24 protein-coding genes are annotated in these 26,499 nt (G+C 69.3%); 16 read left to right on the forward strand and 8 right to left on the reverse strand.

The features are described 5' to 3' along the window. Positions 1-30 precede the first annotated feature (30 nt). The gene (locus GFH29_RS00970; protein WP_153321633.1) at positions 31-1,029 is read left to right on the forward strand and encodes an alpha/beta hydrolase; all 999 of its coding nucleotides are present in this window, start codon (positions 31-33) and stop codon (positions 1,027-1,029) included. A 48-nt stretch (positions 1,030-1,077) separates the two neighbouring features. On the opposite strand, the gene GFH29_RS00975 is transcribed toward GFH29_RS00970, so the two are convergent. Together GFH29_RS00975 and GFH29_RS00980 are read right to left on the reverse strand one after the other, a co-directional pair. Beyond that, complete coding sequence (locus GFH29_RS00975; protein WP_153321634.1) at positions 1,078-1,743, reverse strand: alpha/beta fold hydrolase; 666 nt, start codon at positions 1,741-1,743, stop codon at positions 1,078-1,080. Beyond that, the gene (locus GFH29_RS00980; RefSeq protein WP_228387681.1) at positions 1,740-2,117 is read right to left on the reverse strand and encodes an ankyrin repeat domain-containing protein; all 378 of its coding nucleotides are present in this window, start codon (positions 2,115-2,117) and stop codon (positions 1,740-1,742) included. Before GFH29_RS00980 ends, GFH29_RS00975 begins: the two co-directional genes overlap by 4 nt. Before the next feature lie 146 nt (positions 2,118-2,263). Here GFH29_RS00980 and GFH29_RS00985 point away from each other — a divergent pair, with 146 nt between their 5' ends. Further along, the gene (locus GFH29_RS00985) at positions 2,264-3,016 is read left to right on the forward strand and encodes an SDR family NAD(P)-dependent oxidoreductase (RefSeq protein WP_153321635.1); all 753 of its coding nucleotides are present in this window, start codon (positions 2,264-2,266) and stop codon (positions 3,014-3,016) included. Here the strand turns inward: GFH29_RS00985 and GFH29_RS00990 are convergent. Then, the gene (locus GFH29_RS00990; RefSeq protein WP_153321636.1) at positions 2,977-3,996 is read right to left on the reverse strand and encodes a DUF2889 domain-containing protein; all 1,020 of its coding nucleotides are present in this window, start codon (positions 3,994-3,996) and stop codon (positions 2,977-2,979) included. The genes GFH29_RS00985 and GFH29_RS00990 overlap by 40 nt on opposite strands. 96 nt (positions 3,997-4,092) lie before the next feature. Between GFH29_RS00990 and GFH29_RS00995 the strand changes: the two genes are divergently transcribed. The 10 genes from GFH29_RS00995 to GFH29_RS01040 all read left to right on the forward strand — a co-directional run bounded on the left by GFH29_RS00995 (position 4,093) and on the right by GFH29_RS01040 (position 16,981). After that, positions 4,093-4,380, forward strand: a complete 288-nt coding sequence (locus tag GFH29_RS00995; protein ID WP_153321637.1) for a hypothetical protein — start codon at positions 4,093-4,095, stop codon at positions 4,378-4,380. A gap of 142 nt (positions 4,381-4,522) precedes the next feature. Beyond that, the gene (locus tag GFH29_RS01000) at positions 4,523-6,049 is read left to right on the forward strand and encodes an aldehyde dehydrogenase family protein (protein WP_153321638.1); all 1,527 of its coding nucleotides are present in this window, start codon (positions 4,523-4,525) and stop codon (positions 6,047-6,049) included. Positions 6,050-6,282: 233 nt separating this feature from the next. After that, the gene (locus tag GFH29_RS01005; protein WP_228387682.1) at positions 6,283-7,509 is read left to right on the forward strand and encodes a CaiB/BaiF CoA transferase family protein; all 1,227 of its coding nucleotides are present in this window, start codon (positions 6,283-6,285) and stop codon (positions 7,507-7,509) included. A 112-nt stretch (positions 7,510-7,621) separates the two neighbouring features. Beyond that, the gene (locus GFH29_RS01010; protein ID WP_153321639.1) at positions 7,622-9,277 is read left to right on the forward strand and encodes an FAD-binding protein; all 1,656 of its coding nucleotides are present in this window, start codon (positions 7,622-7,624) and stop codon (positions 9,275-9,277) included. 193 nt (positions 9,278-9,470) lie between these two features. Next, a complete protein-coding gene (locus tag GFH29_RS01015) occupies positions 9,471-9,662 on the forward strand; it encodes a ferredoxin (protein WP_153321640.1) in 192 nt (63 codons plus the stop codon). Positions 9,663-9,690: 28 nt separating this feature from the next. Next, positions 9,691-11,082, forward strand: a complete 1,392-nt coding sequence (locus tag GFH29_RS01020; RefSeq protein WP_153321641.1) for a cytochrome P450 — start codon at positions 9,691-9,693, stop codon at positions 11,080-11,082. Positions 11,083-11,117: 35 nt separating this feature from the next. After that, positions 11,118-12,503, forward strand: coding sequence for a cytochrome P450 (locus GFH29_RS01025; protein WP_153321642.1), 1,386 nt, complete (start codon positions 11,118-11,120; stop codon positions 12,501-12,503). Between the two features lie 88 nt (positions 12,504-12,591). Beyond that, complete coding sequence (locus tag GFH29_RS01030; protein ID WP_153321643.1) at positions 12,592-14,256, forward strand: thiolase C-terminal domain-containing protein; 1,665 nt, start codon at positions 12,592-12,594, stop codon at positions 14,254-14,256. Between the two features lie 54 nt (positions 14,257-14,310). After that, positions 14,311-15,771 (forward strand): NAD-dependent succinate-semialdehyde dehydrogenase, encoded by a 1,461-nt coding sequence (locus GFH29_RS01035; protein WP_153321644.1) that lies wholly within the window; start codon positions 14,311-14,313, stop codon positions 15,769-15,771. Positions 15,772-15,781: 10 nt separating this feature from the next. Further along, on the forward strand, positions 15,782-16,981 hold the full coding sequence (locus tag GFH29_RS01040) for an NAD(P)/FAD-dependent oxidoreductase (protein ID WP_194289075.1): 1,200 nt from the start codon (positions 15,782-15,784) through the stop codon (positions 16,979-16,981). Between the two features lie 80 nt (positions 16,982-17,061). Here the strand turns inward: GFH29_RS01040 and GFH29_RS01045 are convergent, their stop codons facing one another. From GFH29_RS01045 to GFH29_RS01055, 3 genes are all read right to left on the reverse strand, one after another. After that, positions 17,062-18,663: a GMC family oxidoreductase gene (locus GFH29_RS01045; RefSeq protein ID WP_153321646.1), complete on the reverse strand. Its 1,602-nt coding sequence runs from the start codon at positions 18,661-18,663 to the stop codon at positions 17,062-17,064. A 123-nt stretch (positions 18,664-18,786) separates the two neighbouring features. Then, positions 18,787-19,044, reverse strand: a complete 258-nt coding sequence (locus GFH29_RS01050; protein WP_153321647.1) for a hypothetical protein — start codon at positions 19,042-19,044, stop codon at positions 18,787-18,789. 99 nt (positions 19,045-19,143) lie between these two features. After that, the gene (locus GFH29_RS01055; RefSeq protein WP_153321648.1) at positions 19,144-20,364 is read right to left on the reverse strand and encodes an ABC transporter substrate-binding protein; all 1,221 of its coding nucleotides are present in this window, start codon (positions 20,362-20,364) and stop codon (positions 19,144-19,146) included. Between the two features lie 338 nt (positions 20,365-20,702). Between GFH29_RS01055 and GFH29_RS01060 the strand changes: the two genes are divergently transcribed. Genes GFH29_RS01060 through GFH29_RS01075 form a run of 4 tightly spaced genes read left to right on the forward strand, consistent with a single transcriptional unit; the run spans position 20,703 to position 25,266 of the window. Continuing rightward, entirely contained in the window at positions 20,703-22,682 is a 1,980-nt protein-coding gene (locus tag GFH29_RS01060; protein ID WP_323368674.1) for an ABC transporter permease, read from the forward strand. A gap of 17 nt (positions 22,683-22,699) precedes the next feature. Then, a complete protein-coding gene (locus GFH29_RS01065; protein ID WP_228387683.1) occupies positions 22,700-23,548 on the forward strand; it encodes an ABC transporter ATP-binding protein in 849 nt (282 codons plus the stop codon). Further along, positions 23,545-24,267, forward strand: a complete 723-nt coding sequence (locus GFH29_RS01070; protein ID WP_153321651.1) for an ABC transporter ATP-binding protein — start codon at positions 23,545-23,547, stop codon at positions 24,265-24,267. Before GFH29_RS01065 ends, GFH29_RS01070 begins: the two co-directional genes overlap by 4 nt. Positions 24,268-24,279: 12 nt before the next feature. Next, positions 24,280-25,266, forward strand: coding sequence for a LacI family DNA-binding transcriptional regulator (locus GFH29_RS01075; protein ID WP_153321652.1), 987 nt, complete (start codon positions 24,280-24,282; stop codon positions 25,264-25,266). On the opposite strand, the gene GFH29_RS01080 is transcribed toward GFH29_RS01075, so the two are convergent. Both GFH29_RS01080 and GFH29_RS01085 read right to left on the reverse strand, forming a co-directional pair. Then, entirely contained in the window at positions 25,263-26,057 is a 795-nt protein-coding gene (locus GFH29_RS01080) for an enoyl-CoA hydratase/isomerase family protein (RefSeq protein WP_153321653.1), read from the reverse strand. The genes GFH29_RS01075 and GFH29_RS01080 overlap by 4 nt on opposite strands. Continuing rightward, positions 26,051-26,428, reverse strand: coding sequence for an ArsR/SmtB family transcription factor (locus tag GFH29_RS01085; RefSeq protein ID WP_194289076.1), 378 nt, complete (start codon positions 26,426-26,428; stop codon positions 26,051-26,053). Before GFH29_RS01085 ends, GFH29_RS01080 begins: the two co-directional genes overlap by 7 nt. Positions 26,429-26,499: the final 71 nt, after the last annotated feature.

Below are 26,499 nucleotides of genomic sequence, written 5' to 3' on the forward strand. Positions count from 1 at the left end.
ATTATTACACCTATTCACCCTGGAGTGCCGATGCCCATTGAGATCCACGAGCTCCGCGTGCCCACGCCCGGCCCCGCCGGGCAGCCCTGGGAGCTCGCCGCGACCGTCTTCCTCCCGGCTCCGTCGGCGTTGCCCGCCGGTCCCAACCTGCTTGCGCTGATCCCCGGTGCGGGCTACAGCCGCGGCTACTTCAACCTGCCGGTGCCGGGTGCGAGCCAGGCGATGTACCACGCGGGCCGCGGCAACATCATCGTGACGATCGACCCGCTCGGTGCCGGCGACAGCAGCCCGGCCCAGGACGCCACGGCGGCAGACGCGGCCGCCGCGCTCGACGCGGCGGTCCACCAGGTCGTGGGTGGCCTCGGGGCCGGGACGCTCATCCCCGGCCTGGGGCCCGTGGCCATCGGTGCCACCGCCGGGGTGGGCCATTCCTTGGGGGGCCACCTGGTGACCGTGACGCAGGCCGAGCACGGAACTTTCAAGGGTGTCGGCCTGCTCGGGTGTAGCGTCCTCGGCACTCGGTTCCCGCTCGCTGGCGGCGGGTCGACGGACTCACCGGCGGAGGCCGACTTCACCTACGCCTTCCACTGGGGTTCGGTCCCGGAGGTCGACCCGACCGCCGAGCCGACGGATCTCGCGTCCCTCGCGGGGATCGATGTCGCGCTCGGGCTGCCGGTCCGTCACGACGACGCGCCCTGGGTGAGCCGATCGATCCCGGGTTACGTGTCGGAGCTGCTCGGGGCGTCCGCCGTCCGGGCCGGCGACATCGAGGCCGAGGTGCTGCTCGCCGTCGGTGACCGCGACGTCACGCACCCGATCGAGGAGGAGGCGGCGGCGTTCGCCAGTGCGCACGTCGACACCTTCGTGCTGCGTGAATCGGCCCACCAGCACAACTTCGCCGCGACCAGCGAGGAGCTCTGGAAGGTGGTCGACACCTTCGTCCACCACTCCTCGACGTTCGATCGTCGGGTCCAGTCCACCGAGTTCGCGGGCCGGTTCCAGGCCGCCACCGAGGACGAGGCGGAGTAGATCGAGACGGCCCGCGCGCCGGTCGCCGCGGCGACCGGCGCGCGGCCCTCACGCCATCAAGAAGTCGAGCACGACGAGCTTCGCTTCGAACTGCGACGTGGTGGCGAAGTGGTCGGTGTCTCGCAGGGTGACCAGCTGCGCCTGTGGCAACGACGCCAGGAGCTCGTCCGGCTCGCCCAGGAAGTCCCGTTCGCCCAGCACCAGGAGGACCGGCGCGGTGACCCGCGCGAGGTCGGCGAAGCGAGGTGGCGCCTCCGCGCGGCGCGCCCAGTCCAGGACTGTTGCGACGTCGTTCCCCGCTCGCTCCGCCGCTCGTCGCACGCTCCGCATCACGGGGGAGTCCAGGTCGTTCGCGCCGGCGCGCATCGACTCCCGCGTCACCCGGAGCTGGGTGTCGGCCAGGCCGAGGAACACCAGTCGCCGGAAGAGCTCCGGGCGGCGTACGGCGGCACTCAGGCTCAGCACCGAGCCGGCCGAGAAGGCGACGAGGTCCACCTCGCCGTAGGACTCGCACAGCTGTAGGAGGCGCCCGACGCCGGTGTCGGTGGCGTCGGTGAGGCCGGGGGAGCGTCCGTGACCGGGCAGGTCGAACCCGACCACCGCCCGCCCCTCCGCCTCGAGCATGTCGACCCAGCCGTGCCGTCGCCAGTTGTGCTCGAAGGTGCTGCCCATGCCGTGGACCAGAACGACTGGCGGCTTCTCGGTCACGGTCATCGGGACTCGGGCAGCGCGCGCTGGAACATCTCGGCCGCGTCGCGCCCGGTGGGAGTGCCGACGTCGAGGCTGGCGCCGTGTCGCAGTAGGACCGCGGTGACGTCGTCGTATCCCTTGAAGAGAGCGCCCGCGATCGCCACCTGGTCGCGATCGTTCGCGGTGTCGACGCCGGCGCCTCGCTCGGCGAGGCCGTCGACCAGGGATGCGTGGCCGTGGTACGCCGCGAGCAGCAGGAGCGTGTTGCCCTGGTGGTCGGTCAGGTCGACCGGCACACCGGCGTCGACGTAGGCGAGCACGCGGGCGGTCTGTCCGTCGCGGGCCGCATCGAACAGCTCCAGCGCGACCTTGATCATCTCTTCGGTGGGTTCGCTCACCGCGCCATCCTCACGCACTGACACCGAAAAGGCGACCATCAGGTGGATTATCTGGATCATTGACATGAACAAGGGGCCGCCCTAGCGTGCACCTGGGCCGGGAGGCCCCGGCCGCGGCTGACCCACACGACAGGGAGTGAGCGGACATGACCGAGCGGAACCTCGAGGGCAAGGTCGCCGTCGTCACCGGCGCGGGCCGCGGGGTGGGGCTCGGCATCGCGCTCGAGCTCGCTGCCCGCGGTGCCGCCGTCGCGATCAACGACGTCAGTGCCGAGCGCGCCGAGCAGGCCGTCCGCGCCGTCACCGACGCCGGCGGCAAGGCCGTGTCGGCGGCCGGCGACATCACCGACGAGGGGGCGGTGAAGGAGATCTTCGCCCGCGCCGACCGGCTCGGTGCCGTGGACATCCTGATCAACAATGCCGGCATCCCCCCGCAGGGCATGGGCCTGTCGTCGTTCGTGGAGGAGGCCACCGAGAGCTGGAAGCGCTTCGTCGACATCAATGTCTACGGCGTCGCGTTCATGACACGGGCCGCGCTGGCCCCGATGATCGAGAAGGGCTGGGGCCGCGTGGTCACCATCGTCTCCGACTCGGCCCGCGTCGGCGACCCGAACCTGGCGATGTACGCCGCCTCGAAGGCGGCTGCGGCGACGATCATGCGCTCAGTGGCGGGCGAGGTCGGCAGGTACGGCGTGACCTGCAACTCGATCAGCCTCAGCACGATCGCCGCTCCGGGGATGCCCGAGGAGGTGGCGGCCAAGCTCGCGAGCCGGTACGCCGTCAAGCGGCTGGGGAGTCCCGCAGACGTCGCTGCGGCGGTCGCCTACTTCTGCTCGCCCGCCGCCGAGTGGGTCACCGGTCAGACACTGTCGGTCGACGGCGGGTACGTGCGCATCTGACGCCGGGGGACGTCGGGCTCGAGCAGCGCCGGCACCAGCCGCAGCGAGCGGAGCTCGTCGTTCAGGTGCGTGCAGCCGGTGGGGCCGGCCATGGCGCGCCGTACCGTCGGTTCGATCTGCGAGACTGGGAGGCCCCCGAGCGCGAGTGCCGACCGGGCAGCGAGGGGGCAGTGCTCCAGCGGCAGGTTGCCGGGCACCGCCTCGACGGTGTCGAGCACGAGCGGGTCGCCGGACAGCGCCGCGACGAGGCCGTACTCGTGGACGACCACCTCGACGCCGTCGGGTCGCACGAAGGTGTCGCGGAAGTAGCCGGTCACGGCCGTCCTGCGGTCCTCCATCGGTGCGACCTGCAGCATCCGCCGACGCCGGAACGAGCCCGGCGACACGGGCGGTTCGTCGTGCCAGACGAGCGGGTCGGCAATCACGAACTCGACGCTGGGGGCCTTGGTGGCGAAGTACGCCGGGACGTCGAACTGCTCGCCGCGTCGGTCCATCGTGCTGAACCCCACGCAGGTGAGCCGCATCAGCGACGGGAGCCGGCCGCCGTCGGCCTGCGCCGAGCCTTCGTAGAGCCGCGCGTAGCCGCTGGCGAGACAGGTGCCGACGACGTCGTCGAGCAGCGTGTCGGTGAGACCGCCGACCGGTCCGAACGCGTCGTCGCCGCGGTCGCCCAGCCCGGCACGCAGCCGTGCCACCGTCTTGCGCAGTCCGCGTTGTGCCGAGAGTCCCCGCAGCTCCTCCGGCAGGGTGTGCCCGCCCGCGCGCGGGACGATCAGGCCCGCGGCGTCGAGGTCGAAGGAGAGCTGCTCGTCAGTCGTCCGGACGTCCCCGTCGGACCGGCGCAGGTCGCGCCCGGTCGCGATGACGCCCTGCCCGTTCGCCCAGGAGCCGTGTGGGGTGATCAGGATGCTGGTCGTACGCCGGGTCGCCCCGACCGACACGGGAGGGATCGTGGGCCCGCCGCCCGGGACTGCGCTCACGCCGGCTCCTCATACTTCGAGAACACTCAATCAGTTGAATCTTTATGGTGATGTACCTTACGCTGCCATCACCGATCTCGATAGGGGAGTAACAACGTGAGCCTGACTGCTGGAGCCCGCCTCAAGACGACGACGTCCGCCCTCGAGGTGGTGGTCGTGACGCCGCCGAGCATCGATGAGCAGCTGTTGGCCGCCGGTGAGCCGATGGCGGCGGACGTGACGCCCGGCCCGGCGGGCGACGCGACGTACGCGATCGGCAAGCGCTACGTCGAGGAGACCTCCGGCATCGAGGTCCTGGTGGTCAAGCCGGGCCCGGGCCCGTTGACGATCGGCGGCAACGAGCTGGCCATGAAGGTCGCCAAGCCCCTCCCCGCCTCCGACTGAGGACCGACCGGCGCGGCGCTCGACGCCTCTGTTGCGAGTCGGCGGGCCTTCCTTTAATTCATTGAACTGGTTAGTGTGACGTGGCGCACTTGCCCCTCGGGCTCGCACCGCCCCGACCTGGATCACCGAAGGAGCACACGGCATGACCGCAGTAGAGAACACGAGTGGTGTCCTGGCCGGCGAGCAGCGGATGCTCGTCGGTGGCGAGCTGGTCGAGGCCGAGGGCGGTCGTCGGTTCGACGTCGAGAACCCCGCCACCGAGGAGATCATCGGCCAGGTCGCCGACGGCACTGTCGCCGACATGGAGCGCGCGATCGGCATCGCCCGCCACGCCTTCGACAGCAACCGCCAGTGGCGTGAGGACGTCGAGTTCCGCCACCATTGCATGACCCAGCTCAGCGAGGCGCTCGACCGCCACCGTGAGGAGCTGCGCCGCATCATCGTCAGCGAGGTCGGCACGCCGGTCAGCGTGACGGCGTCCCAGGTCGACTCGCCGCTGCTCGAGCCCGCGTTCTGGGCGGAGAAGGGCAAGAGCTGGAACTACCTCGAGGACACCGGGCTCCATGAGGGCTACGGGATGAAGTCGCGCCGTCTGACCCAGTGGTCGCCCATCGGCGTGGTCGGCTCCATCACCCCCTGGAACACGCCGCTCTACCTCAACATCGCCGAGACGGTTCCGGCCCTCATGGCCGGCAATGCGGTGGTCCTGAAGCCGGCGCAGCTGACGCCGTACTCGGGCACCACCTATGGCCGGATCATCCTCGAGGAGACCGACATCCCCGCCGGGATCTTCCAGGTCGTCTCCTCCAATGACAACGAGGTCGGCGCCGCCCTCACCCGTGATCCGCGCGTCGACATGATCTCCTTCACCGGCTCCACCGCGACCGGCCGCCGGATCCTGGAGGCGGCATCCGCCACTGTCAAGAAGACGGTGCTCGAGCTCGGCGGCAAGTCGGCGCACATCCTCACCGACGACGCCGACTTCGCGACGTTCCTCCCCGGGGCGGCGATGATCGCGTGTGTCATGTCGGGACAGAGCTGCGTGCTCCCCAGTCGCATCCTGCTGCCCCGCAGCCGCTACGAGGAGGGGCTGGAGATCCTCAAGGCCGCCTTCGAGCAGTTCCCGTACGGCGACCCGTGGGACCCGAGCAAGCTGCAGGGCCCGCAGGTCGCTGGTCTGCAGTGGCACAAGGTCCAGGGCATGATCCAGCGTGCCATCGACGACGGGGCACGTCTGGTGACAGGTGGTCTCGGTCGTCCCGAGGGCTTCGAGAAGGGCTGGTACACCCGCCCGACGCTCTTCGCCGACGTCCGCCCCGGCACCGACCTGTTCGAGAACGAGGTGTTCGGCCCGGTGCTCGCGGTCACGCCGTACGACGGCGACGAGGAGGCCATCGCGCTGGCGAACGACAGCGTCTACGGCCTCTCCGGCCAGGTGAGCGCCGGCGACCCGCAGCGGGCTTTCGACATCGCCAGCCGCATCAACACCGGCAGCATGACCGTCAACGGCGGTGGCTACTTCGGCCTCACCAGCCCGTTCGGCGGCACCAAGCAGTCGGGGCTCGGCCGGCGCAACAGCGACGACGGCTTCGCCGAGTACATGGAGTCCAAGACCGTCGGCGTGCCCGCTGACTTCCTGCCCGCCGGAGCCCGCCCCGCCGGTCACTGACGGGCTGCGGGCCGGTCGTCCCGGTTGCGCCCCTGCGGGTCGGACCCGCAGGGGCTGCTCGGCCATGCGCTGCGGCGCGAGCCGAGCGGCCGGTCCGGCGCCGCGAGCCTCGCCACAATTAGTGAGATGATTGGCCTTTTCTGTTCCCCCTGAGGCCCGCGTCACGTTATGTTCCCAGCGTCACATCCGGCTCCGAGCAATGGCTCCGGAGCCCCATCCGAAGGAGTGTTGCCGTGGTCCTCCCCATGCAAGGGATCCGCGTCCTCGAGGTCGCGCAGTTCACGTTCGTGCCGGTTGCCGGTGCCGTCCTTGCCGAGTGGGGCGCCGACGTCATCAAGGTGGAGCACGCGGAGAAGGGCGACGCCCAACGCGGGCTGCTGACGGTCCTCGGCCTCGCGGGCGCGTCGGAGGGCTCCTCCTTCGTCCCGATCATGGAGGGTCCGAACCGGGGCAAGCGCAGCATCGGACTGGCGCTGGAGAAGCCCGAGGGTCGCGCGACACTGCTCGAGATGGCCAAGGAGTGCGACGTCTTCCTGACCAACTTCACCCCTAGTGCCCGCGAGAAGCTCGGCATCACCCTCGAGGACATCCGCGCGGTCAACCCCAACATCATCTACACCGTCGGGAGCGCGTTCGGTCCGCTGGGACCCGATGCACGCAAGGGCGGGTACGACGGCAGTGCGTTCTGGGCGCGCGGCGGCAGCGCGGAAGGCGCGACCCCGGCGGACTCCCCGTTCCTGGTCAACCAGCCCGGTGGCGCCTACGGCGACAACGTGGGCGGCCTGACCATCGCGGGTGCGATCGTCACGGCGCTCTTCCACCGCGACCGCACCGGTGAGGCGACCACCGTCGACGTGTCGCTGCTCGGCATGGGTGCCTGGGCTACGCAGTTCAACATCAACCTGGCGATGATGGTCGGTGGCCACCTGCCGAAGGGGCCGATGAAGCGCGAGGGCGGCAACCCGCTCACGCACACCTACGAGACCCAGGACGGCCGCTGGATCACCCTGATGATGCTGCAGCCGGCCGCGTACTGGGCCGAGACCTGCAAGACCCTCGGTCTCCCCGAGCTCATCGACGACCCGCGGTTCGGCTCCTCGGAACAGATCATGGCCAATGCGGAGGAGGCCAAGCGGCTGTTCCAGGCGCACTTCTCCACCAAGACGTTCGAGGAGTGGGGAACGATCCTCCACGAGCTCAACGGCCAGTGGGCCCCGGTCCAGGATGGCTGGGACATGGCGAGCGACCCGGACCTGATCGCCAACGGCCAGATTCAGGAGGTCGTCGACGCCGACGGCGCCCCGCGTCGTCTGGTGACCAACCCGATCCTGTTCGACAAGACGCCGCTGCCGACGACCCGCGCGCCGCAGTTCGCCGAGCACACCGACGAGATCCTGACCGAGTTCGGCCTCAGCGAGGAGCAGATCCTCGATCTCAAGATCGCCGGCGCCGTCACCTGAGCGGACCCACCATCTCGGAACCGCCCGTGGGCCCGTCCGCGGGCGGTTCCGGCACCACGCGCCCCATCCCGTACCGCAGCATCACGTCCTTCGTCTAGCGCTGGGAGTCCTCATGTCCGAGTGGGATCACACCGTCGACCTCGTCGCGGTCGGCAGCGGCGGAGGCGGCCTGATGGCGGCGATCGCCGGCAGCGACGCCGGGCTCTCCACCCTCGTCGTCGAGAAGCAGCCCCACGTCGGGGGCTCGACGAGCATGTCCGGCGGCGTCTTGTGGGTGCCGGCCAACCCGCTCATGCGGGAGGAGGGCGTGCTCGACTCCGTCGAGAACGGCATGGCCTACTTCGACTCGGTCGTCGGCGACGTCGGCGCCTGCTCCACGCCCGCCAAGCGTGAGGCCTACATCCGCCGCGGTGGCGAGGTCATCGAGGACCTGCGGGCCAAGGGTGTGGAGTTCATCCGCGCCGAGGGGTACGCGGACTACTACAGCAGCCGGAAGGGTGGCGTGGATCGCGGCCGCTCCGTCGAGTGCAGGCCGTTCGACGCCAGCCAGATCCCCGAGTACGCCGACAAGATGCTGCCCGGGATCGCCAGCATGATCGGCATGACCGTGTACACCAATGAGCTGCGCTCGATCCAGTACGTCAACCGGTCACCGCGGGCGTTCCTCGTGGCCGCACGCGTCGGTGCCCGCACCGCCATGGGCAAGCTGCGGCGCAAGCGGCTGCTCACCAACGGCTCCGCGCTGATCGCCAACCTGGTGAAGATCGCCCGGGACCAGCAGGTGCCGATCTGGCTGGAGACCCCCGTCCAGGAGCTCGTCGTCGAGGCCGGCCGCGTCGTCGGTGTCGTCGTGGTCAAGGAGGGCAGGCCCTTCCGCGTCCGCGCCACCCGCGGGGTCCTGCTGGCCGCCGGCGGCTTCAGTCGGAACGGGGAGATGCGCAAGAAGTTCAGCGAGCACACCCAGCCGGCGGACGAGACGTACTCGGTGTCCAACCCCGGCGACACCGGCGAGGTGCTGGAGCAGGCCATCGCCCTCGGCGCGAAGACCGACCTGCTCGACGAGGCATGGTGGCTCCCGAGCGCGATCCCGCAGCTCGCCCAGACCACGATCGGTCAGGGACGCCAGCGTCCGAACACCATCCTCGTGAGCGACAAGGGTCGGCGCTTCGTCAACGAGGCCGACTCGATGGTCGAGGTCGCGCAGGGCATGTTCGCCCACAGCGACGGCACCGCGTGGCTGATCCACGACGACGACTACCGCAAGCGCTACGTCAACGGCAAGGGCCGCCCCGGCATCCTGCCCCCGAACGTGGTCGAGGAGGGCTTCCTCAAGCGCGCCGACACGATCGAGGAGCTCGCCGTACAGATGGGGATCGACCCGACAGTGCTCGCCGGGACGGTGTCGGCGTGGAACAAGGGGGCCGTGCGCGGTCTCGACCCCGAGTTCCACCGCGGCGAGTCGACGTACAACAGGTGCATGGGCGATCCGAGCCGCAAGGTGCCGAACCCGGCCGTCGGTCCCATCCTCGCGGCGCCGTTCTACGCCGCGAAGATCATTCCCGCGGACGTGGGCACGTGCGGCGGCGTGCTCACCGACGAGCACGCGCGCGTCCTGGGCGAGGACGACCGGCCGATCCCCGGCCTCTACGCGACCGGCAACATCACCGCGACGGTGATGGGCCGGGCCTACCCGGGCCCCGGCGCGAGCATCGCGAACACGATCGTCTTCGGCTACGCGGCAGCGAAGCACGTCGCGGGCGCCCGGTGATTTTCTGCACGGTGTGACGCGTGCAAGAAGATCGAACCTTTATACAGGTAAATCATTGACTGTTAGATAGACGCTTCAGTAGCGTCACCGTGCTGGCTGTGATCCCCGTCACCCGCTCCGCGCCTGTGGCGCACGAGCCGTCGCGTCGCCCACAGCCGGTGCCACCCACCGCACCACGAGGAGAGGTCCGCCCATGAAGGTCAAGGTCGACGGCTCCATCTGCCAGGGCCACACCCTGTGCGCGATGGCAGCGCCGAAGGTGTTCCAGCTCGACGACGAGGACGGCCACGCCTCCCCGGTCTCCGAGACCGTCCCGCCGGAGCTCGAGGCCTCCGCGCACGAGGCCGCACGATCCTGCCCCGAGCAGGCCATCACCATCTTCTGACCCGCTCACGGAGACAACGGAGAACGACATGACGACCGACGAGCTCGAGGCCCCCGAGGACATCCAGAAGAAGGCGTTGCTGTTCAGCATGAACCGCCACGACGCCGGCTATCGCATCGACTTCGAGGCCAACGCGGCTGCCATGCAGTCGAGGTGCCCGATCGCCTGGAACGACACGCACGGGGGCTACTGGTTCGTCGCCGGCCACCAGGAGCTGTTCGACGTGGCGCGTCGTGCCGACGTCTTGTCCAACGAGAGCGACCCGTACGGCGTGCTGCACGGGTACGACGGCATCTCGATCCCGGCGCCGGACAAGGAAGCCGTCAAGGCTCGCGGGTCGGTCGGTGGGTTCTTGGAGATGGACCCGCCGCGGCAGCGGCACTGGCGCCAGGCCTTGAATGCCTACCTCTCGCCGGCGGCAGTGGCTCGCTGGAAGCCGATCCTCGACGAGATCGCGCGCGCGACCGTCGATGAGTTCATCGAGAAGGGCGAGGTCGACTTCGTCGACGAGCTGGCCAACATCGTGCCGGCCATCATGACCATGGGCCTGCTCGGCTGGCCGCTCGACCAGTACGAGCCGTTCGTCGAGCCCACTCACGCGGGCGTCTACACCTCACCCGACGACGTGGCGGGCCAGGCGCGACTGCGGGAGACCGGCACCCAGATGGTGATGGCGCAGTACCGCCTCATGGAGCAGGTCAAGCAGACACGGGCGCCCGGCCTGGTGGAGGGGATGCTGAGAGCCGAGATCGATGGCGCGCCCGCCGAGGAGTCCGAGGTCAGGGGCAACATCGGGCTCCTGATCGGTGGCGGCTTCGACACCACCACGTCGCTGACCGCGCATGCGCTCGAATGGCTCTCGGACCACCCCGACCAGCGGCAGCGCCTGATCGATGAGTGGGACACGCTGATCGACTCCGCGACCGAGGAGTTCCTCCGCTTCTACACCCCGGCCTCGGGCGACGGGCGGACGATCGCGCAGGACGTCGAGATCGACGGCGTGCGGTTCGAGGAGGGGGAGCGGCTGTGGCTGTCGTGGGCGATGGCCAACCGTGATCCGAAGGTGTTCGAGAACCCCAACGAGATCATCCTGGACCGCACCGGCAACCGGCACGCCAGCTTCGGTCTGGGCATCCACCGCTGCATCGGCTCGAACGTCGCGCGCTCGATGTTCAAGGCGATGCTCAAGGAGGTGCTCGACCGGCTGCCCGACTTCACCGTCGACCACTCGCAGTCGGTCCACTACGACACGACCGGCGTCATCAACGGCATGAAGCACCTCAAGGCGACCTTCACCCCGGGCGAGCGGCGCGGCCCGAACCTCGCGGAGACGATGGCGGCGATGCAGAAGGTGATCGACGAGCAGCGCATCGCCGAGCCCGTCACTCGCAAGAAGGAAGCCGCAGACCTCGTCGGTTGATCGTTCCACGACTGGCACCGCCCTAGGGAGACGACATGACGACCGACGAGCTCGAGGCCCCCGAGGACATCTCGAAGAAGGCGTTGCTGTTCAGCATGAACCGCCACGACGCCGGCTATCGCATCGACTTCGAGGCCAACGCGGCTGCCATGCAGTCGAGGTGCCCGATCGCCTGGAACGACACCCACGGGGGCTACTGGTTCGCCGCCGGCCACCAGGAGCTGTTCGACCTGGCCCGTCGCGCCGACGTGCTCTCCAGTGACGACGACCCGTTCGAGGTGCGGGCCGGCTACCAGGGGATCTCCATCCCGCCGCCGCCGAAGGCGTATCGCCAAGGCTCTGCGGCACCGAGCTTCCTCGCGATGGACCCCCCGCGGCAGCGGCACTGGCGCCAGGCCCTGAACGCCTACCTCTCGCCGGCGGCAGTGGCTCGCTGGAAGCCGGTCCTCGACGAGATCGTGCGGGCGAGCGTCGATGAGTTCATCGAGAAGGGCGAGGTCGACTTCGTCGATGAGCTGGCCAACGTCGTGCCGGCCATCATGACGATGGGTCTGCTCGGGTGGCCGCTGGCCGAGTACGAGCCGTTCGTCGAACCGACGCACGCGCAGGTCTATCTCTCTCCCGACGACCTGGACGGCCGGGCACGGCTCCAGGAGTCGGTCGCCGAGATGCGCGACGCGACCCTTCGTCTCTACGCAGGGGTCAAGGAGACGCGCAACCCCGGCCTGGTCGAGGCGATGCTCGATGCCGAGCTCGCCGGGGGGCCGCCCGAGGACGCGGAGGTCCTGGGCAACATTGCGCTCCTGATCGGTGGTGGCTTCGACACCACCACCGCCCTCACGGCCCACTCGCTGGACTGGCTCTCCGGGCACCCCGAGGAGCGGCAGCGCCTGATCGATGAGTGGGACACGCTGATCGACTCCGCGACCGAGGAGTTCCTCCGCTTCTACACCCCGGCCTCGGGCGACGGGCGGACGATCGCGCAGGACGTCGAGATCGACGGCGTGCGGTTCGAGGAGGGGGAGCGGCTGTGGCTGTCGTGGGCGATGGCCAACCGTGATCCGAAGGTGTTCGAGAACCCCAACGAGATCATCCTGGACCGCACCGGCAACCGGCACGCCAGCTTCGGTCTGGGCATCCACCGCTGCATCGGCTCGAACGTCGCGCGCTCGATGTTCAAGGCGATGCTCAAGGAGGTGCTCGACCGGCTGCCCGACTTCACCGTCGACCCGGCGAGCGCCGTCTACTACGACACGACCGGCGTCATCAACGGCATGAAGCACCTCAAGGCGACCTTCACCCCGGGCGAGCGGCGCGGCCCGAACCTCGCGGAGACGATGGCGGCGATGCAGAAGGTGATCGACGAGCAGCGCATCGCCGAGCCGGTCACCCGCAACGCCCGCATCGCCGAGGTCACGTGAGGTGAGGGTCGCCGGGGGCGCCGCGTGCGGCTCGGCGGCGCGCATCGACCCGTTCACCCGTGCCACGCACCATCAGGTTGGAGACCCCGTGACCGAGCTTCACGTCCGCACCCCCTTCGTCGCCCCGGGCAACGAGTACTTCTTCGACGAGGGCGGCGACGGCCAGCTGCGGATCAAGCGCTGCCAGGACTGCAGCCGCTACATACACCCGCCGAAGCCGGTGTGCGACGCGTGCCGCAGCTTCCGTGTGGTGCCCGAGGTCGTCTCGGGCAAAGGCATCCTCTTCGGCTACAGCGTCAACGTGCACTTCTCGTTGCCGGGCTTGCCGCCGCCGCCGTACGTCACCGGCACCGTCGCGCTCGACGAAGCGCCCTACGTCAAGGTCCAGGCCTTGATCACCGATCTCGACCCGGAGAAGGTCGAGCACGGGATCCCGGTCGCGGTGACGATGGTCGCCACCGACCACGACAAGTTCGTGCCGACGTTCCACCCGGTGGAGGGCGAGATCCGCGAGCTCCCGGAGGACGAGCTGACGCCGGCCAAGATCCGCGCCCTCGTCCGCCCGGCGCCGACCACGAAGAAGTACGAGGACGACTCGATCATCTCCGGTATCGGCACCTCGAAGATCGCCCGCCGCCAGATGGTCGACCCGTTGTCGCTCACGGTCGAGGCCTGCCTCAAAGCCATCGAGGACGCCGGGCTCACCCCGGAGGACATCGACGGCCTCGCGACGTACCCCGGCGGTGGCCTGGAGTTCGGCATGGGTGAGGGCGGGGTCACCGCTCTCGAGGCGGCGCTGCGCCTGCGGCCCACCTGGTTCAACGGCGGCGGCGAGACCTTCGGTCCGGGCGGGGCGGTGATCGGCGGCGCCATGGCCGTGTCCTCGGGACTGGTGAAGCACGTCTTGTGCTTCCGGACCCTGTGGCAGTCGACCAACGAGACCCTCATGCGCGAGGGGAAGATCAAGCTGGGCGGCGGCCAGTCGGCTCACGACTCGGCCTGGGGCGCGCCCGCGGGTGCGTCCTCGGCGAGCCACGTCCTCGCGCAGCATGCCCACCGCTACTTCGCCAGGTACGGCGCGAGCCGCGAGACGCTCGGCTGGATCGCCATCAACCAGCGCACGATGGCTGGCCGCAACCCGGACGCCATCTACCGCGACCCGATCACGATGGATGACTACCTGGGTGCCCGGATGATCACCACGCCGTTCGGGCTGCTCGACAACGACGTCCCGTGCGACGGCGCCATCGCGGTGGTCGTCTCGACGAAGGACTACGCGAAGGACGCGCCGCAGAAACCGGTGTACTTCGAGTCCCTCGGCACCCAGCTCATCGAGCCCGTCGAGTGGATGCAGAGCACCTCCTGGCACGAGCCGCAGGTGATCGGACCGGCCGCGCACATGTGGTCACGCACCCACCTCACGCCGGCCGACGTCGACGTCGCCCTCCTCTACGACGGCTTCAGCTTCAACTGCCTCTCCTGGCTCGAGGGCCTCGGCTTCTGCGAGATCGGCGAGGCCAAGGACTTCCTCGACGGCGGGAAGAACATTGCCCTGGACGGCCTGTTCCCGGTCAACCCCCACGGAGGGCAGCTGTCCGCGGGCCGCACCCACGGCATGGGGCTCCTCCACGAGGCGGTCGTGCAGCTGCGCGGTCAGGGCGGGGACCGACAGGTGAGGGACGCCGGGATCGCGGTGGTGAGCAGCGGCGGACTCACGCCGAGCGGCGCCATGCTGCTGCGGAACCAGGACTGAGCCGGCGCCATGCCTTTCGACCCCATGCCTTTCGCCGCCAGGCCTTTCGACGCCATGTCATTCGACGCGGGCACCCTCTTCATCGACGGGAAGTGGCAGGCCGCCGACGGTGACCTGACCTTCGAGGTCACCGACCCCGCGACCGGCGAGGTCATCGGCACGGCCTCCGACGCCGGCGCCGGCGAGACGGCCCGGGCGATCGCGGCCGCCTCCGACGCCCTGCCGAGCTGGAGCCAGGAGACGGCGTATCGGCGGGCCGAGGTGCTGTGGGCCGCGCACGACCTCATGGTGGAGCGCACCGAGGACCTAGCCCGGCTGATGACGCTGGAACAGGGGAAGCCGCTCAAGGCAGCGCGCAACGAGGTGAGGTACGCCGCCGACTTCCTGGCGTGGTTCGCCGAGCAGGCGAAGCGGGTCTACGGCCAGACCATCCCGTCGAGCCGCAACGACCACCGGTTCATGGTGCTCAAGCAACCCGTCGGCGTGGTCGCCGCGATCACGCCGTGGAACTACCCCATGTCGATGATCACCCGGAAGCTCGCTCCTGCCGTCGCGGCCGGCTGCGCGATGGTGCTGAAGCCGGCCGAGCAGACGCCGTGGTGCGCGGCCGCCGTCTTCCAGGTGCTGGAGGACGCCGGCCTGCCTCGCGGCGTGGCCAACCTGGTCACCACCAGCCGCCCGGCGGAGGTCGGGGACCGGCTGCTGGACGACGCGACCGTCCGCAAGCTCACCTTCAGCGGGTCGACGGAGGTCGGCAAGCTGCTCGCCGCCCGTGCGGCCGCGACCATGAAACGAGTCTCCCTCGAGCTCGGCGGGCACGCTCCGATGGTCGTCTTCGACGACGCGGACCCCGTGCACGCGGCCAAGGGCGCTTCGCTGGTGAAGTTCTTGAACACCGGCCAGGCGTGCATCAGCCCCAACCGGATCTACGTGCAACGCGGCATCGCCGAGAGGTTCACCGAGGCCCTGGTGGCCCGCACCTCCGCCCTCGTCGCGGGCAGGGGAGAAGAGCCGAAGGTCGGCATCGGCCCGCTCGTCGACCAGGCCGCCCTCGACAAGGTGCAGCGCCAGGTCGACGATGCCGTCGCGCGGGGAGCGCGGCTGCTCCACGGTGGTCATCGTCTGGTGGACGAGGGCCTCGACCGCGGGTTCTTCTTCGCGCCCACCGTGCTTGCCGACGTCGACGAGTCGATGGTCATCTACCACGAGGAGACCTTCGGACCCGTCGCTGCAGTGATCGAGTTCGACACCGAGGACGAGGTGATCGCGAAGGCGAACGACACGGAGTACGGCCTCGCGTCGTACATCTACACCCACGACCTGAGCCGGGCGGTGCGCGTCTCGGAGGCGCTCCGATTCGGCATCGTCGGGGTCAACGACATCAATCCCACGGGCGCACAAGCGCCCTTCGGTGGCACGGGCGTGAGCGGGCTGGGGCGTGAGGGTGGTGCCGAGGGCATCGATGAGTACCTCGACGTCAAGCTCGTCGGCCTCCTGCTCTCATCAGAAAAGTAAGGAAGAGACTGTGGCTCACATCGTTCCCAAGTCGATAGTCGTCATCGGTGCAGGCCTCGCGGGGTTTCGCGTCTGCGAGCAGCTGCGCACCCAGGGCTACACCGGCACGATCACCCTGGTGGGCAAGGAGGACGCGCTCCCCTACGACCGCCCGCCGCTCTCGAAGCAGGTCCTGACCGGCGCCTGGGAGCCCGAGCGGGCCAGCCTCTGCGACGCCCAAGCGATCAAGGAGCTGGACGTCGACCTCAGGCTCGGCGTGTCCTGCGTAGGTCTCGGTGTCTGGACGGCCCACCTCAGTGACGGCGCGGAGCTGCGCACCGACGCCACGATCATCGCGACCGGATCCGTGCCGTGCACGATCCCCGGTCAGCCCGAGGGCGTCCTGACGCTCCGGACGCTCCAGGACTCCCTCGCGCTCAAGGACAGGCTGGTGCCCGGCTCCAGCCTGCTGATCGTGGGCGGCGGCTTCATCGCCGCCGAGGTGGCGACAGCGGCCCGTGCCGCCGGCGTGGACGTGACGGTCGTGGAGGCTGCCGCTCAGCCCTGCGTGCGCCAGCTCGGCGAGCGGGCCGGCGAGCTGGTCGGCCGGCTGTTCGAGGAAGCGGGTGTCGCCCTGCGCACGCGGACGCCGATCGCGGGCTTCGTCGACGCGACCACCGTCGAGGTGGCGGGAGGGGAGAGGATCACCTCCGACAACGTCCTGGTCTCGGTGGGGTCGACGCCCGACGTCGCTTGGTTGCAGGGGACCGAGCTGCCCATCGGTGAGGGCATCCTCGCGGGCGGGACCGGCCGGGTGCCCCCGTTGCCGATGGTCTGGGCGCTCGGGGACTCGACGTCGTGGTGGGACCAGCCGCGACGAGGCTACGCCCGCAACGAGCACTGGACGAGCGCGAGCGACCAGGCGCAGATGGTCGCGGCGGACATCCTGCTCAAGGACACACCCACCCTCGCGCCGCCGTACATCTGGTCCGACCAGTTCGGCATGAAGATCCAGGTGCTCGGTCGCCCGGACATCGCCGACGAGGTGGTGCAGCTCGAGGGGGACGGCCTCGAGGGTGGTCCGGTCAAGGGCGCCGTGCTCGGCTACCGCAGGGGTGGCCACCTCCTCGGCGTGGTCTCCTTCGGCGCTCCCGCGCGTTTCGCCGGCTACCGCGACCAGGTCGTCGCGGGGACCAAGGCGATCACCACCGTGGCCGTGGAGATCGACTGACCGCACTCGCGCCACACGGAAACGCCACGGGCCGCCCGATCCTCGGATCGGGCGGCCCGTGGCGTTGGAGGACCAGGACCTCAGCGGTCGGCGTCGATCATCTCCGCCGCGCGCCAGGCCATGGCCATCATCGGGGCGTTGAGGTTGCCCGCGACCATGCGCGGCAGGATCGAGACGTCCACGACGCGGAGCCTGTCGACCCCACGGACGCGACACTTCGCGTCGACCGGGTCCGTGTCCTCCGGGCCCATGACTACCGCGCCCGAGGCGTGGTAGCCCGCGCCTCCGAACATGCCCGCGTGGGCGAGGACGGCCTGGTCGCCCTGGATCAACGGCCCGGGAACAGTCTCGATCACGACCTCCTCGGCGATCGGCGACTGCTTGATGAGCTCGCGCATCTTGGCGAACATGCCGAGCGAGACCTCGCGGTCGTGGTCGGTGGCGAGGTAGTTGGCCCGGAGTTGTTGCGGCACGTCGGGGTTCGAGGACGTGATGTGGACAGAACCGAGGCTGTCCGGGCGCAGCGCGAAGCCGAGCATCTGGAAACCGGGTCGCCGCTCGATGCCGTAACCCGTGAGGCCGACGCCCATGGACATCGGCGTGACCAGCACCTGCGCGTCCGGGCGCTCGGCCTCGGCCGTCGCCTTGAAGAACCACAGCATCTCGTAGGCGGGCGTCGCGATCGGGCCCTTCCGGGTGAACAGGTACTTGAAGCCCTGCCAGTTCTGGTGCTTGTTGTCGTAGATCAGCTTGTTGTGCCCGAGGTCGCTCTTGATGCGGACCTGCATCGGGATGCAACGGTGCTCACGCAGACCGTTGCCGACGCCGGGGGAGTCGACGACGACGTCGACCCCGGCCTCCTTGAGCACCGTCGAGGGGCCGATGCCGGAGAGCTGCAGGAGCTTGGGCGAACCGAGGCTTCCCGCCGAGACGATCACCTCGCCGCGCCGGCTCGTGCGGAACTCGACGGGCGACCCGTCCGCCTTGCCCGTCACGCCGACGGCCGTGCCGTCCTCGATGAGGACCTTCGTGATCTCCACGCCGGTCCGGACCGTGAGGTTGGGGCGAGTCATCGCCGGCTTGAGGAAGGCCTTCGCGGCGCTCTGGCGCCGGCCCTTGCGGATGTTGCCGGGCGTGTAGCCGATCCGCTCGTCGTCGGAGGCGTTGACGTCCACGACGCGCTTGTGCCCCAGCTTGGTGGCCGAGTCCATGATCAGCGGCGACAGGTCGTCGTCGTAGGTGCGGACGCCGACCTTCAGCGGACCTCCGGCGCCACGAGTGTCGCTGGCGCCGAGCTCGTGGTCCTCGATGGTCTTGTAGACACGGAGCATCTCGTCCCAGCCCCAGCCGGGGTTGCCCTGCTCCACGATGCCGTCGAAGTCGGCCTGGAAGCCGCGGTTGTAGACCATCCCGTTGATGGCGCTCGAGCCGCCGAGACCGCGGCCGCGGAACCACGTCTCCTGGATGCCGAACGGTTCGATCGGCTCGGTCTGGTTGTAGATGGCGTAGTTCGGGTCGCCCGCGGTCTTCGAGAAGCCCTTGGGCACCTCTACCCAGAAGCTTTTGTTGTCACCGCCCAGCTCCAGCAGTAGGACGGTGGTTCGCTCGTCGGCGCTCAGCCTGTCGGCGAGCACGCAGCCGGCCGAGCCTGCTCCGACGATGATGTAGTCATACGACGCCACGATGGCTCCTCTGAGATGTCGGGCCCGGTGAGGGGTGTGGTCATGGTAGGCCCCAACGGGCCATTCAGGCTATATATCTGACTGTTTGTTGCTGTGACCTGCTGCGCCGCGCCGGAGCGCCGCTCATGCCTGGTCGGGGTCCCAGCGCTCCCGCAGGTGGGCGAGCTCGAGCTGGACCCGCCCGAAGCCGAGCGGGGGAGCGGACTCGACGGTGAACTTGGCGACCGGCTGACCGTGGGGGCCGTCGGCGATCTCGATGCCGACGATGACGCCCTTGTGATAGCTGGCGTCGAAGCTGAAGCGGGGTGCGTAGACCACGCCGTCGCCGACCTGCCACCCGCCGGCGGGGCCGTCCTGGTCCGCCTCGTTGTTCGTGCTCATCCAGTGCTCCTTCTGTGGTGCCCATGCCGTGACGCAGGCAGCGGCCCGGATGCGGCGTGCATCCGGGCCGCTGAACCCGGTGGTGCTTGGCTGCGGCGCCTAGATCTTGTCGCCGCAGATCGGCTCCTCGCTGACGGGGACGAACTCCTTGCCGGTGAGCTTCACGTAGTAGCTGCACTGCTGGTCGCCGGCCTCAGCGGAGCCGAAGTCACGCGGCAGCGGCAGCAGGCCCGAGCCATCCCAGGTGTTCGTCTCGCGCAGGGCGGCCATGATCTCCTCGCCGTTCGAGTCGCAGCCGGCCTCCTCGAGCCCGAAGATCAGCATGTCGGCGGCCAGGTAGCCCTGGTCCTCGGCGAAGCCGGCGATGCCGGAGTCGTTGCCGATGGTCTTGAGGGCCGCGCTGCGCTTCTCGGTCGCCTCGTTGTGCAACTCCATCGGAGCCGAGGAGGTGGAGAACGAGACGTCCTGGCCTGCTTGGACCGACGGCTCGGACTCGAGGAGCTGGGCGCTGTAGCCGATCGGGAGCTGGACGAGCTTCATCTCGTGCCCGGCCTGCTTGAGGCCGCCGATCACGCCGAACGCCGTCTCGGGGTTCAGGCTCGTGATGAGCGTGTCGACGCCCGCGTCGATCATGCCCTGGGTCACGGCCCCGACGTCGGTCGAGCCGTACGGGATCTTGAGGTTCTCGTAGGCGACTTCCAGGCCGGAGGCCTTGATGGAGCGGATCGTCGCCTCAGCCGAAGGTGCCGAGCTGGGGTTGTCGTAGGCGATGACGGCGGCCTTCGTGCCGCCGACCTTCTTCATGAGCTCGCCATAGGTCGTGTAGGTCACCTCGAAGTCGATCGGAGCGAAGTTCGCGAAGACGTTGTTGTCGGTGCTCATGTAGACCGGGGCGCCGTCGAAGCCGCCACCCAGGACCGGGATCTTCTTTGCTGCGGGGTCGGTGGTGAGGAACTGCGAGGCACCGTAGAACGCTGCGGTGCCCTGCAGGATGACGTCGACCTTGTCCTGCTGGACGAGCCGCTGCGCCATCCGCAGGGCGCCCTCGGGCGTGTTGGTGTCGTCGGCCTTGACCAGCTCGTAGCCGTCGAACCGGTCGGCGCACTCGCCGCCGTCCGCGACGTACTGCTTGATCCGGGCGTCCGCGGCGTCCGGAGTCACCTTGAAGGTCTCCGAGGACGGGCCGGTGAGGGAGGCGATGACGCCGACCTTCAGTGGGCCCGAATCGTTGCCTTCCGCCGTGCCGTCATCGCTTCCGCAGGCGGTCAGGGCAAGTGCCAGCGACGCGGTGACACAAGCTGCTGCTGTTCTAGTGCGCATGTGCTCTTCCTCAGGGTTCTTGTCGAAGCGTCGAACTGGACTTGGCTCGACCCGAGGCTGATAGTGCACCACTGGTGTGATTGGCGTCACGTGTTTAGAACCACAAAATTATGACGGAGTGTCAAGGTCACCCAGTTCGATGAAATTGTGGCGCCCGCCACATCAAAATGGGTCAACCCATTGACCTAGATGCACCGGATGCAGCACGCTGCGGCGATCAGGTGGCCGCACATCGACTGCTGCGCTTGCCGCCGAACTCGTTGTGATCGGGCATGCCGCCGGCACTGCCTGCACCGAAGTCAGATGGAGTTCACGTGCTCTCGTACATCTTTGCCGGCTTGGCGACTGGCTCGATCTACGCCATCGCAGCCAGCGCCCTGGTGATCACCTACGTAGCGTCCGGAGTGTTCAACCTGGCCTTCGCGGCTATGGCGTTCACCGTCGCGCGCTTCTACTACGAGCTGCACGTCGAGGCCGGATGGGGGATCCTTCCCTCCGCCCTGGTGTCGCTCGGGGTCTTCGCGCCGCTGTTGGGGACGCTCCTCTACGTCATCCTCTTCCGCTTCCTGCAGGGCCGGTCGACCATCGTGAAGCTGATGGCGACCCTCGGCCTGTCGGTCGCGCTGCCACCCCTCGTCGAGCTCGTCCTCGGGAAGCTCGCGGCGGTCACGGCCCCCGGCCTGGCGCCGGTGCCGCTCAAGGTCTTCAAGGTCTTCGGCGCCGTCGTGAACGCCGACCAGCTCGCGATGGTGCTGGGACTCGTCGTGGTCCTGGCGGTGGGTGTGGGCGTGCTCCGCTTCACCGACATCGGCCTGAAGGTCCGTGCACTGGTCGACTCGGGCGCGCTGACCAGCCTCAACGGCTCCAGCCCGACGCGGATCTCGATGGGGGTCTGGGCGGTCAGCACCACCCTCGCGGGCCTCACCGGCATCCTGATCGCGCCGACGTCAGGTCTCACCGCGGCCGGTATGACGCCGCTCATGGCGACCGCGTTCGCCGCCGTCGTCGCCGCTCGTCTCAAGAGCCTGCCGGTGGCGGTGGGCGTCGGCCTGCTCATCGGCCTCGCCGGCTCGGTGCCCCAGAAGTGGATCGACCCGAACGGCACGCTGGCGCAGTACCTGCTCCCGAGCGTTCCGTTCATCTTCATGCTGCTGGCGCTGCTCTACTTCGCGCTTCGAGGGCAGACCGGCGACCAGGCCGCCGGCGGCGCGCTCGACAAGGCGATCACCGTCGAGGGCGGTGACCCGAGCCTGGTCCCGAGCGCGGGGTTGAAGATCGGCCGCTACCCGATGCCGGTCGTGCTCTCTGTCGTGTTCATCGCCGTCGTCGCGATCCTGCCGCTGGTCTTCGACGTCTACTGGGCGGGCCTGACCGCGAGCGGCATCGTGCTGGCCATCGTCCTGCTCTCCTACACGCTGGTGACAGGTGAGGGCGGCATGCTCTGGCTGTGCCAGATCAGCTTCGCGGGCATCGGCGCGATCATGGTCGCGGAACTCTCGACCATGCACGGCTGGAACCCGCTCGTCGCGGCGATCCTCGGCCCGATCGCGATCGTGCCGATCGGCATCCTGATCGGTGTGCTCACGGTCCGCCTCGGTGAGCTCTACATCGCGCTGGTCACCCTGAGCGCCGGCATCCTCGCCCAGTCCCTCGTGGTCACCCAGGACCGTTGGTACAACTGGGGATCCGGGACGATGGTCAGCCGGCCCAGCTTCGCCGTGGACAACCAGGCCTTCACCTACCTCGCGCTCGGGGCGTTCTTGGTGCTGGCGTTCCTCATCATCAACCTGCGCCGCTCGACCGCCGGTCTGGCGCTCGGCGCCGTGCGCTGGAGCGAGAGCGGTGCGAAGACGATCGGGCTCTCGGTCGTGCAGTCGAAGGTGCTGGTGTCGGCGCTCGCGACGTACGTCGCGGCCCTCGGCGGCACGTTCATCGCGATGGACAAGCAGACCACCTTGCCCGACTTCTTCCAGCCGTTCACCGGTCTGGTCTGGCTGGCGGTCCTGATGACGCTGGGCTCGCGCTCGGTGATGGCGGCCCTCGCCACCGGCCTCATGTACTACATGGTCCCGGCGCTGTTCCAGCAGTACCTGCCGACGGAGGTCGGCGAGATCCCGATCATCCTCTTCGGCCTCGGTGCGGTCGCGTTGGCCTCCCACCCCGAGGGCGCCTTCGCCCAGGGGGCGGGAAACCTGGCGAAGCGGCGAGCGAAGAAGTCCGAGAAGAGCGTGCCCACGTCGGCGCCCGCCGTCCCGCCCGGGGCCGCACCGACCGTCCAGCCGGGTTCTGCGCCGGCCACCGTGGGTGAGCGCGCATGAGTGCGAAGGAGAACAGCGTGAGCAACCACCCGCGCATCGAGGCCAAGGGGGTGACCATGAAGTTCGGCGGCCTGGTCGCGCTGGCCGACGTCGACCTCGCGGTCCCCGCCGGTCAGATCGTCGGGCTGGTCGGCCCGAACGGCGCCGGCAAGAGCACGCTCTTCGGTGTGCTGTCCGGGCTGCTGAAGCCGACCGCCGGCACCGTCTTCATGGACGGTGAGGACGTCACCCACGCGACGCCGCAGTTGCGTGCACGCAGGGGCCTGGCCCGCACGTTCCAGCACCCGGAGCTCTTCGCGTCGCTCACGGTGCGTGAGCATCTCGCCCTCGGCTACCGGGCGCGGCACAGCAAGAGCCGCATCTTCACCGATCTCGTCACCGGGCGCGGCCTCTTCCCCAAGGAGGACGCCGTCGAGAACGCGCGCGTCGACGCCCTTCTCGATGAGCTCAACCTGACCGAGATCCAGCACCGTCCCGTCATGGGGCTCCCGCTGGGCACGAGCCGGCTGGTGGAGATCGGTCGCGCCCTCGCGACCGATCCGAAGGTGATGCTGATGGACGAGCCCTCCTCCGGCCTCGACGTGGCCGAGACGGAGGACCTCGCCGCCACCATGCGCAGGGTCGTGGCGGAGCACGGCGTCTCGCTGCTTTTCGTCGAGCACGATGTGCCACTGGTCCTGGGCCTGTGCGACTTCGTCTACGTGGTCGACTTCGGGGTGAAGATCGCGGAGGGCGACCCCGACCAGATCCGCAGCGACCCCGCCGTCCGCGCGGCGTACCTCGGCGAGGAGAGCCCGGCGATCGAGGTCTACGAGAGCGAAGCCGATGCTTCGCTGGCATCGACGAGTGCAGGAGACCTGGCATGAGCACACCACTGTTGAAGGTCACCGACCTCAACGTCCACTACGGACCCGCCCTCTCGCTTTCGAACATCTCCTTCGAGCTCGGCTCCCGGCAGTCGATCGCCGTGCTCGGGTCGAACGGCGCGGGCAAGTCGACGCTGGCCCGCGTGCTCTCCGGGCTGGTGCAGGCGACGTCGGGCACCATCGAGCTGGAGGGTCACGACCTGACGCACAAGCAAGGTCACGTCTGGCGCCGCGCCGGGGTCGTCCACCTCCCCGAGGGCCGCGGCGTCTTCCGCGGGCTGACGGTCATGGACAACCTCCGGATGGCGCTGGCGGCGGAGAAGGGCATCGACAAGAACGCCGCCCTCGCGCACGCCTTCGAGATCTTCCCGGTGCTCGGCAACCGCCGTCGCCAGCTGGCCGGGACCCTGTCCGGCGGGGAGCAGCAGATGCTGTCGCTGGCCCGCGCGCTGATGATCGACCCCAAGGTCGTGATCGCCGACGAGATGTCACTCGGCCTGGCGCCACGACTCGTCGACGTCGTCTTCGACGGGCTCGAGCGAGCGCGGGACAAGGGTGTCGCCGTCATCATGATCGAGCAGTTCGCGTCCCGCGCGCTGGAGTTCGCCGACGACGCGCTGATCCTCCAGCGCGGTACGCTCGCGTGGTCGGGGCCGGCGTCCGAGGTCGGCGACGAGCTCACCCGCAGCTACCTCGGCGAGGGTGCGGTTGCCGTCTAATACGCTGCCCAGGTGAGCGAGCGCCCGCCTCGAAGCATCGATGTGGCCCGTCGCGCGGGAGTGTCCCGCGCGACGGTCAGCCATATCCTCAATGGTCAGGGCGGCCGTTTCTCCCCCGAGACGTTGCAGCGGGTCCGCCGGGCGGCCGAGGACCTGGGCTACGTGCCCTCCTCCGCGGGCCGGTCCTTGGTGAAGGGTCGCAGCGATCTCGTGATGATCGTCTTCCCGTTCATGACGATGACCGATCTGCAGGACATCGTCGACGTCTTGTCCGAAGGGCTGGCCGAGCACGGTTTCAACACCATCGTGCAGCTCTCGGGCCCGGTCGGTTCCGAGGCCCACCTCCGGTTGCGCCACGTTGCGGACTCGCTGCGGCCCGCCGGCATCATCGACCTCGGCGGCCTGACCCGGAAGGACCACGAGGAGTTCCGACGGCTGGGCCTGCCGGTCGTCGGCACCGCGGTGGACTCGCGCGGTGCGGGCAGCGACCTCGCCCTCGGGCGGGTGCAGGCCGAGCACCTCGTGGCCCGGGGCTTCCGGCAGGTGGCGTACGCCTCGCTCACCGACGAGCGCGGCCACCCCTTCGACCAGGGTCGCGCGGAGGCGACGCGTGCGGTGTGCGCGGAGAACGGGCTGCCCGAGCCCTACCTCTTCGGCGTCCCCCTCGACGCTGACGGTGCGACCAACGCGCTCGCGGCGATGCTGAAGAGCATCCCGGCCCCGGTCGGCATCGCCTGCTTCAACGACGACGTGGCGCTGGCGGTGCTGCACGCGACCCGCACCCTCGGGCTGGACGTGCCATGCACGATCGGGGTCCTCGGGATGGGGAAGGGACCGCTCGGCCAGCTCGCCGAGCCCAGGCTGTCGACCGTCTGGGGCGACATGCGGCCGATGCTCGTCGCTCTCCTCGACGCCCTGCTCATGGAGTTCGGCGGCGCGGACCGGATCACCGAGGTCGACTTCGCGAGCCTCCGTGTCGAGCAGGGCGAGACGACCTAGCGTCCGGTGAACCTCGGCCTGCGGCCGGCGCGGAACGCCTCGATGCCCTCGTGGATGTCCTCGGTCGTCAGTGTCACCGGTTGCGCGAGCGCCTCCCAGCGGATCGCCGCCTCGAGACCTGCGGCCGATGCGTCCAGCCCCGTCTTCGTGAGTCGCGCGGCGATCGGTCCTGCCGCGGCGATCCTGGTCGCCATCGCGATGGCGTGCTCGACCACGTCCGGGACGACCTCAGAGACCAGCCCCCACTCCTGTGCCTGCTCGGCACGGACCTCCCGCCCGGTGAAGAGCATCTCGCGGGCGCGCGTCTGACCAACCGCCTCGGGGAGCAGGAAGGTGGCGCCCATCCCGGCATGGGTGCCGAGGTGGATGAAGGGAGCACTGAAGACGGCCTGCGGGCTGGCGTACCGCACGTCGCAGGCAAGGGCGAGGCACAGGCCTGCGCCGATCGCCGCGCCGTTGACAGCGGCGATCACCGGGTAGGGGAGACGCCGCGGCCGTAGCCAGCTCTCGTAGAAGGGCAGCATCCGGCTACGGAGGCGGTCGATGGTGGTGTCGGGGCTCCCCTGGTCGAGCCACGAGAGATCGGCACCGGCGCAGAAGGAGCTACCGGCGCCGGTGACGACGAGGCAGCGGGTCTCCCCGCCCTCGTCCAGCTCGTCGAGGGTGCGGTTCCACGCGCTCGTCAGCTCGCCGTTCATCGCGTTGCGGATGCCCGCGCGGTTGAGCGTGAGCAGCCGGACGCCGTCGGCGGGCTCGGTCAGCTGGACGGCAGGATCGGGGTTGCTCACCATGTCGGGAGCATCTCCGGATCGGCGAACTCGCCGGTGACCGGAGGACCCTGGGCCAGCTGGCCAGGGGAGGCTTCGGTGTCCGGGACCAGACGGAGGCCCGGGACGAGGTCGTGCAGGTGGTCCAGCAGACTGCCCAGCACGTCCTGGCGCACCGTGTAGTAGTGGTTGCGCCCGCGCTTGCTGGCCTCGATCAGGCCCGCCTGAGTCAGGATGCGGATGTGGTAGGAGATCGTGGGGCGCGAGATCGGCAGCGACTCCTCGAGGACGGACCCGGCAAGCTCGGGCTGCGCCGCGATGGACTGCATGATGGACCACCGCACGGGATCCCCGAGCGCCTTGAAGGCATCCGGTGCGGTCGAGCGGTGCTCCACGGTGCCTACCTCGATCTTCTTGTTCGATACGTTGTGGGCTATCGAACTACACTGCACCCGGTGCGGCAATA

Origin of the sequence: Nocardioides sp. dk884 (assembly GCF_009557055.1) — a bacterium.
GTDB lineage: Bacteria > Actinomycetota > Actinomycetes > Propionibacteriales > Nocardioidaceae > Nocardioides.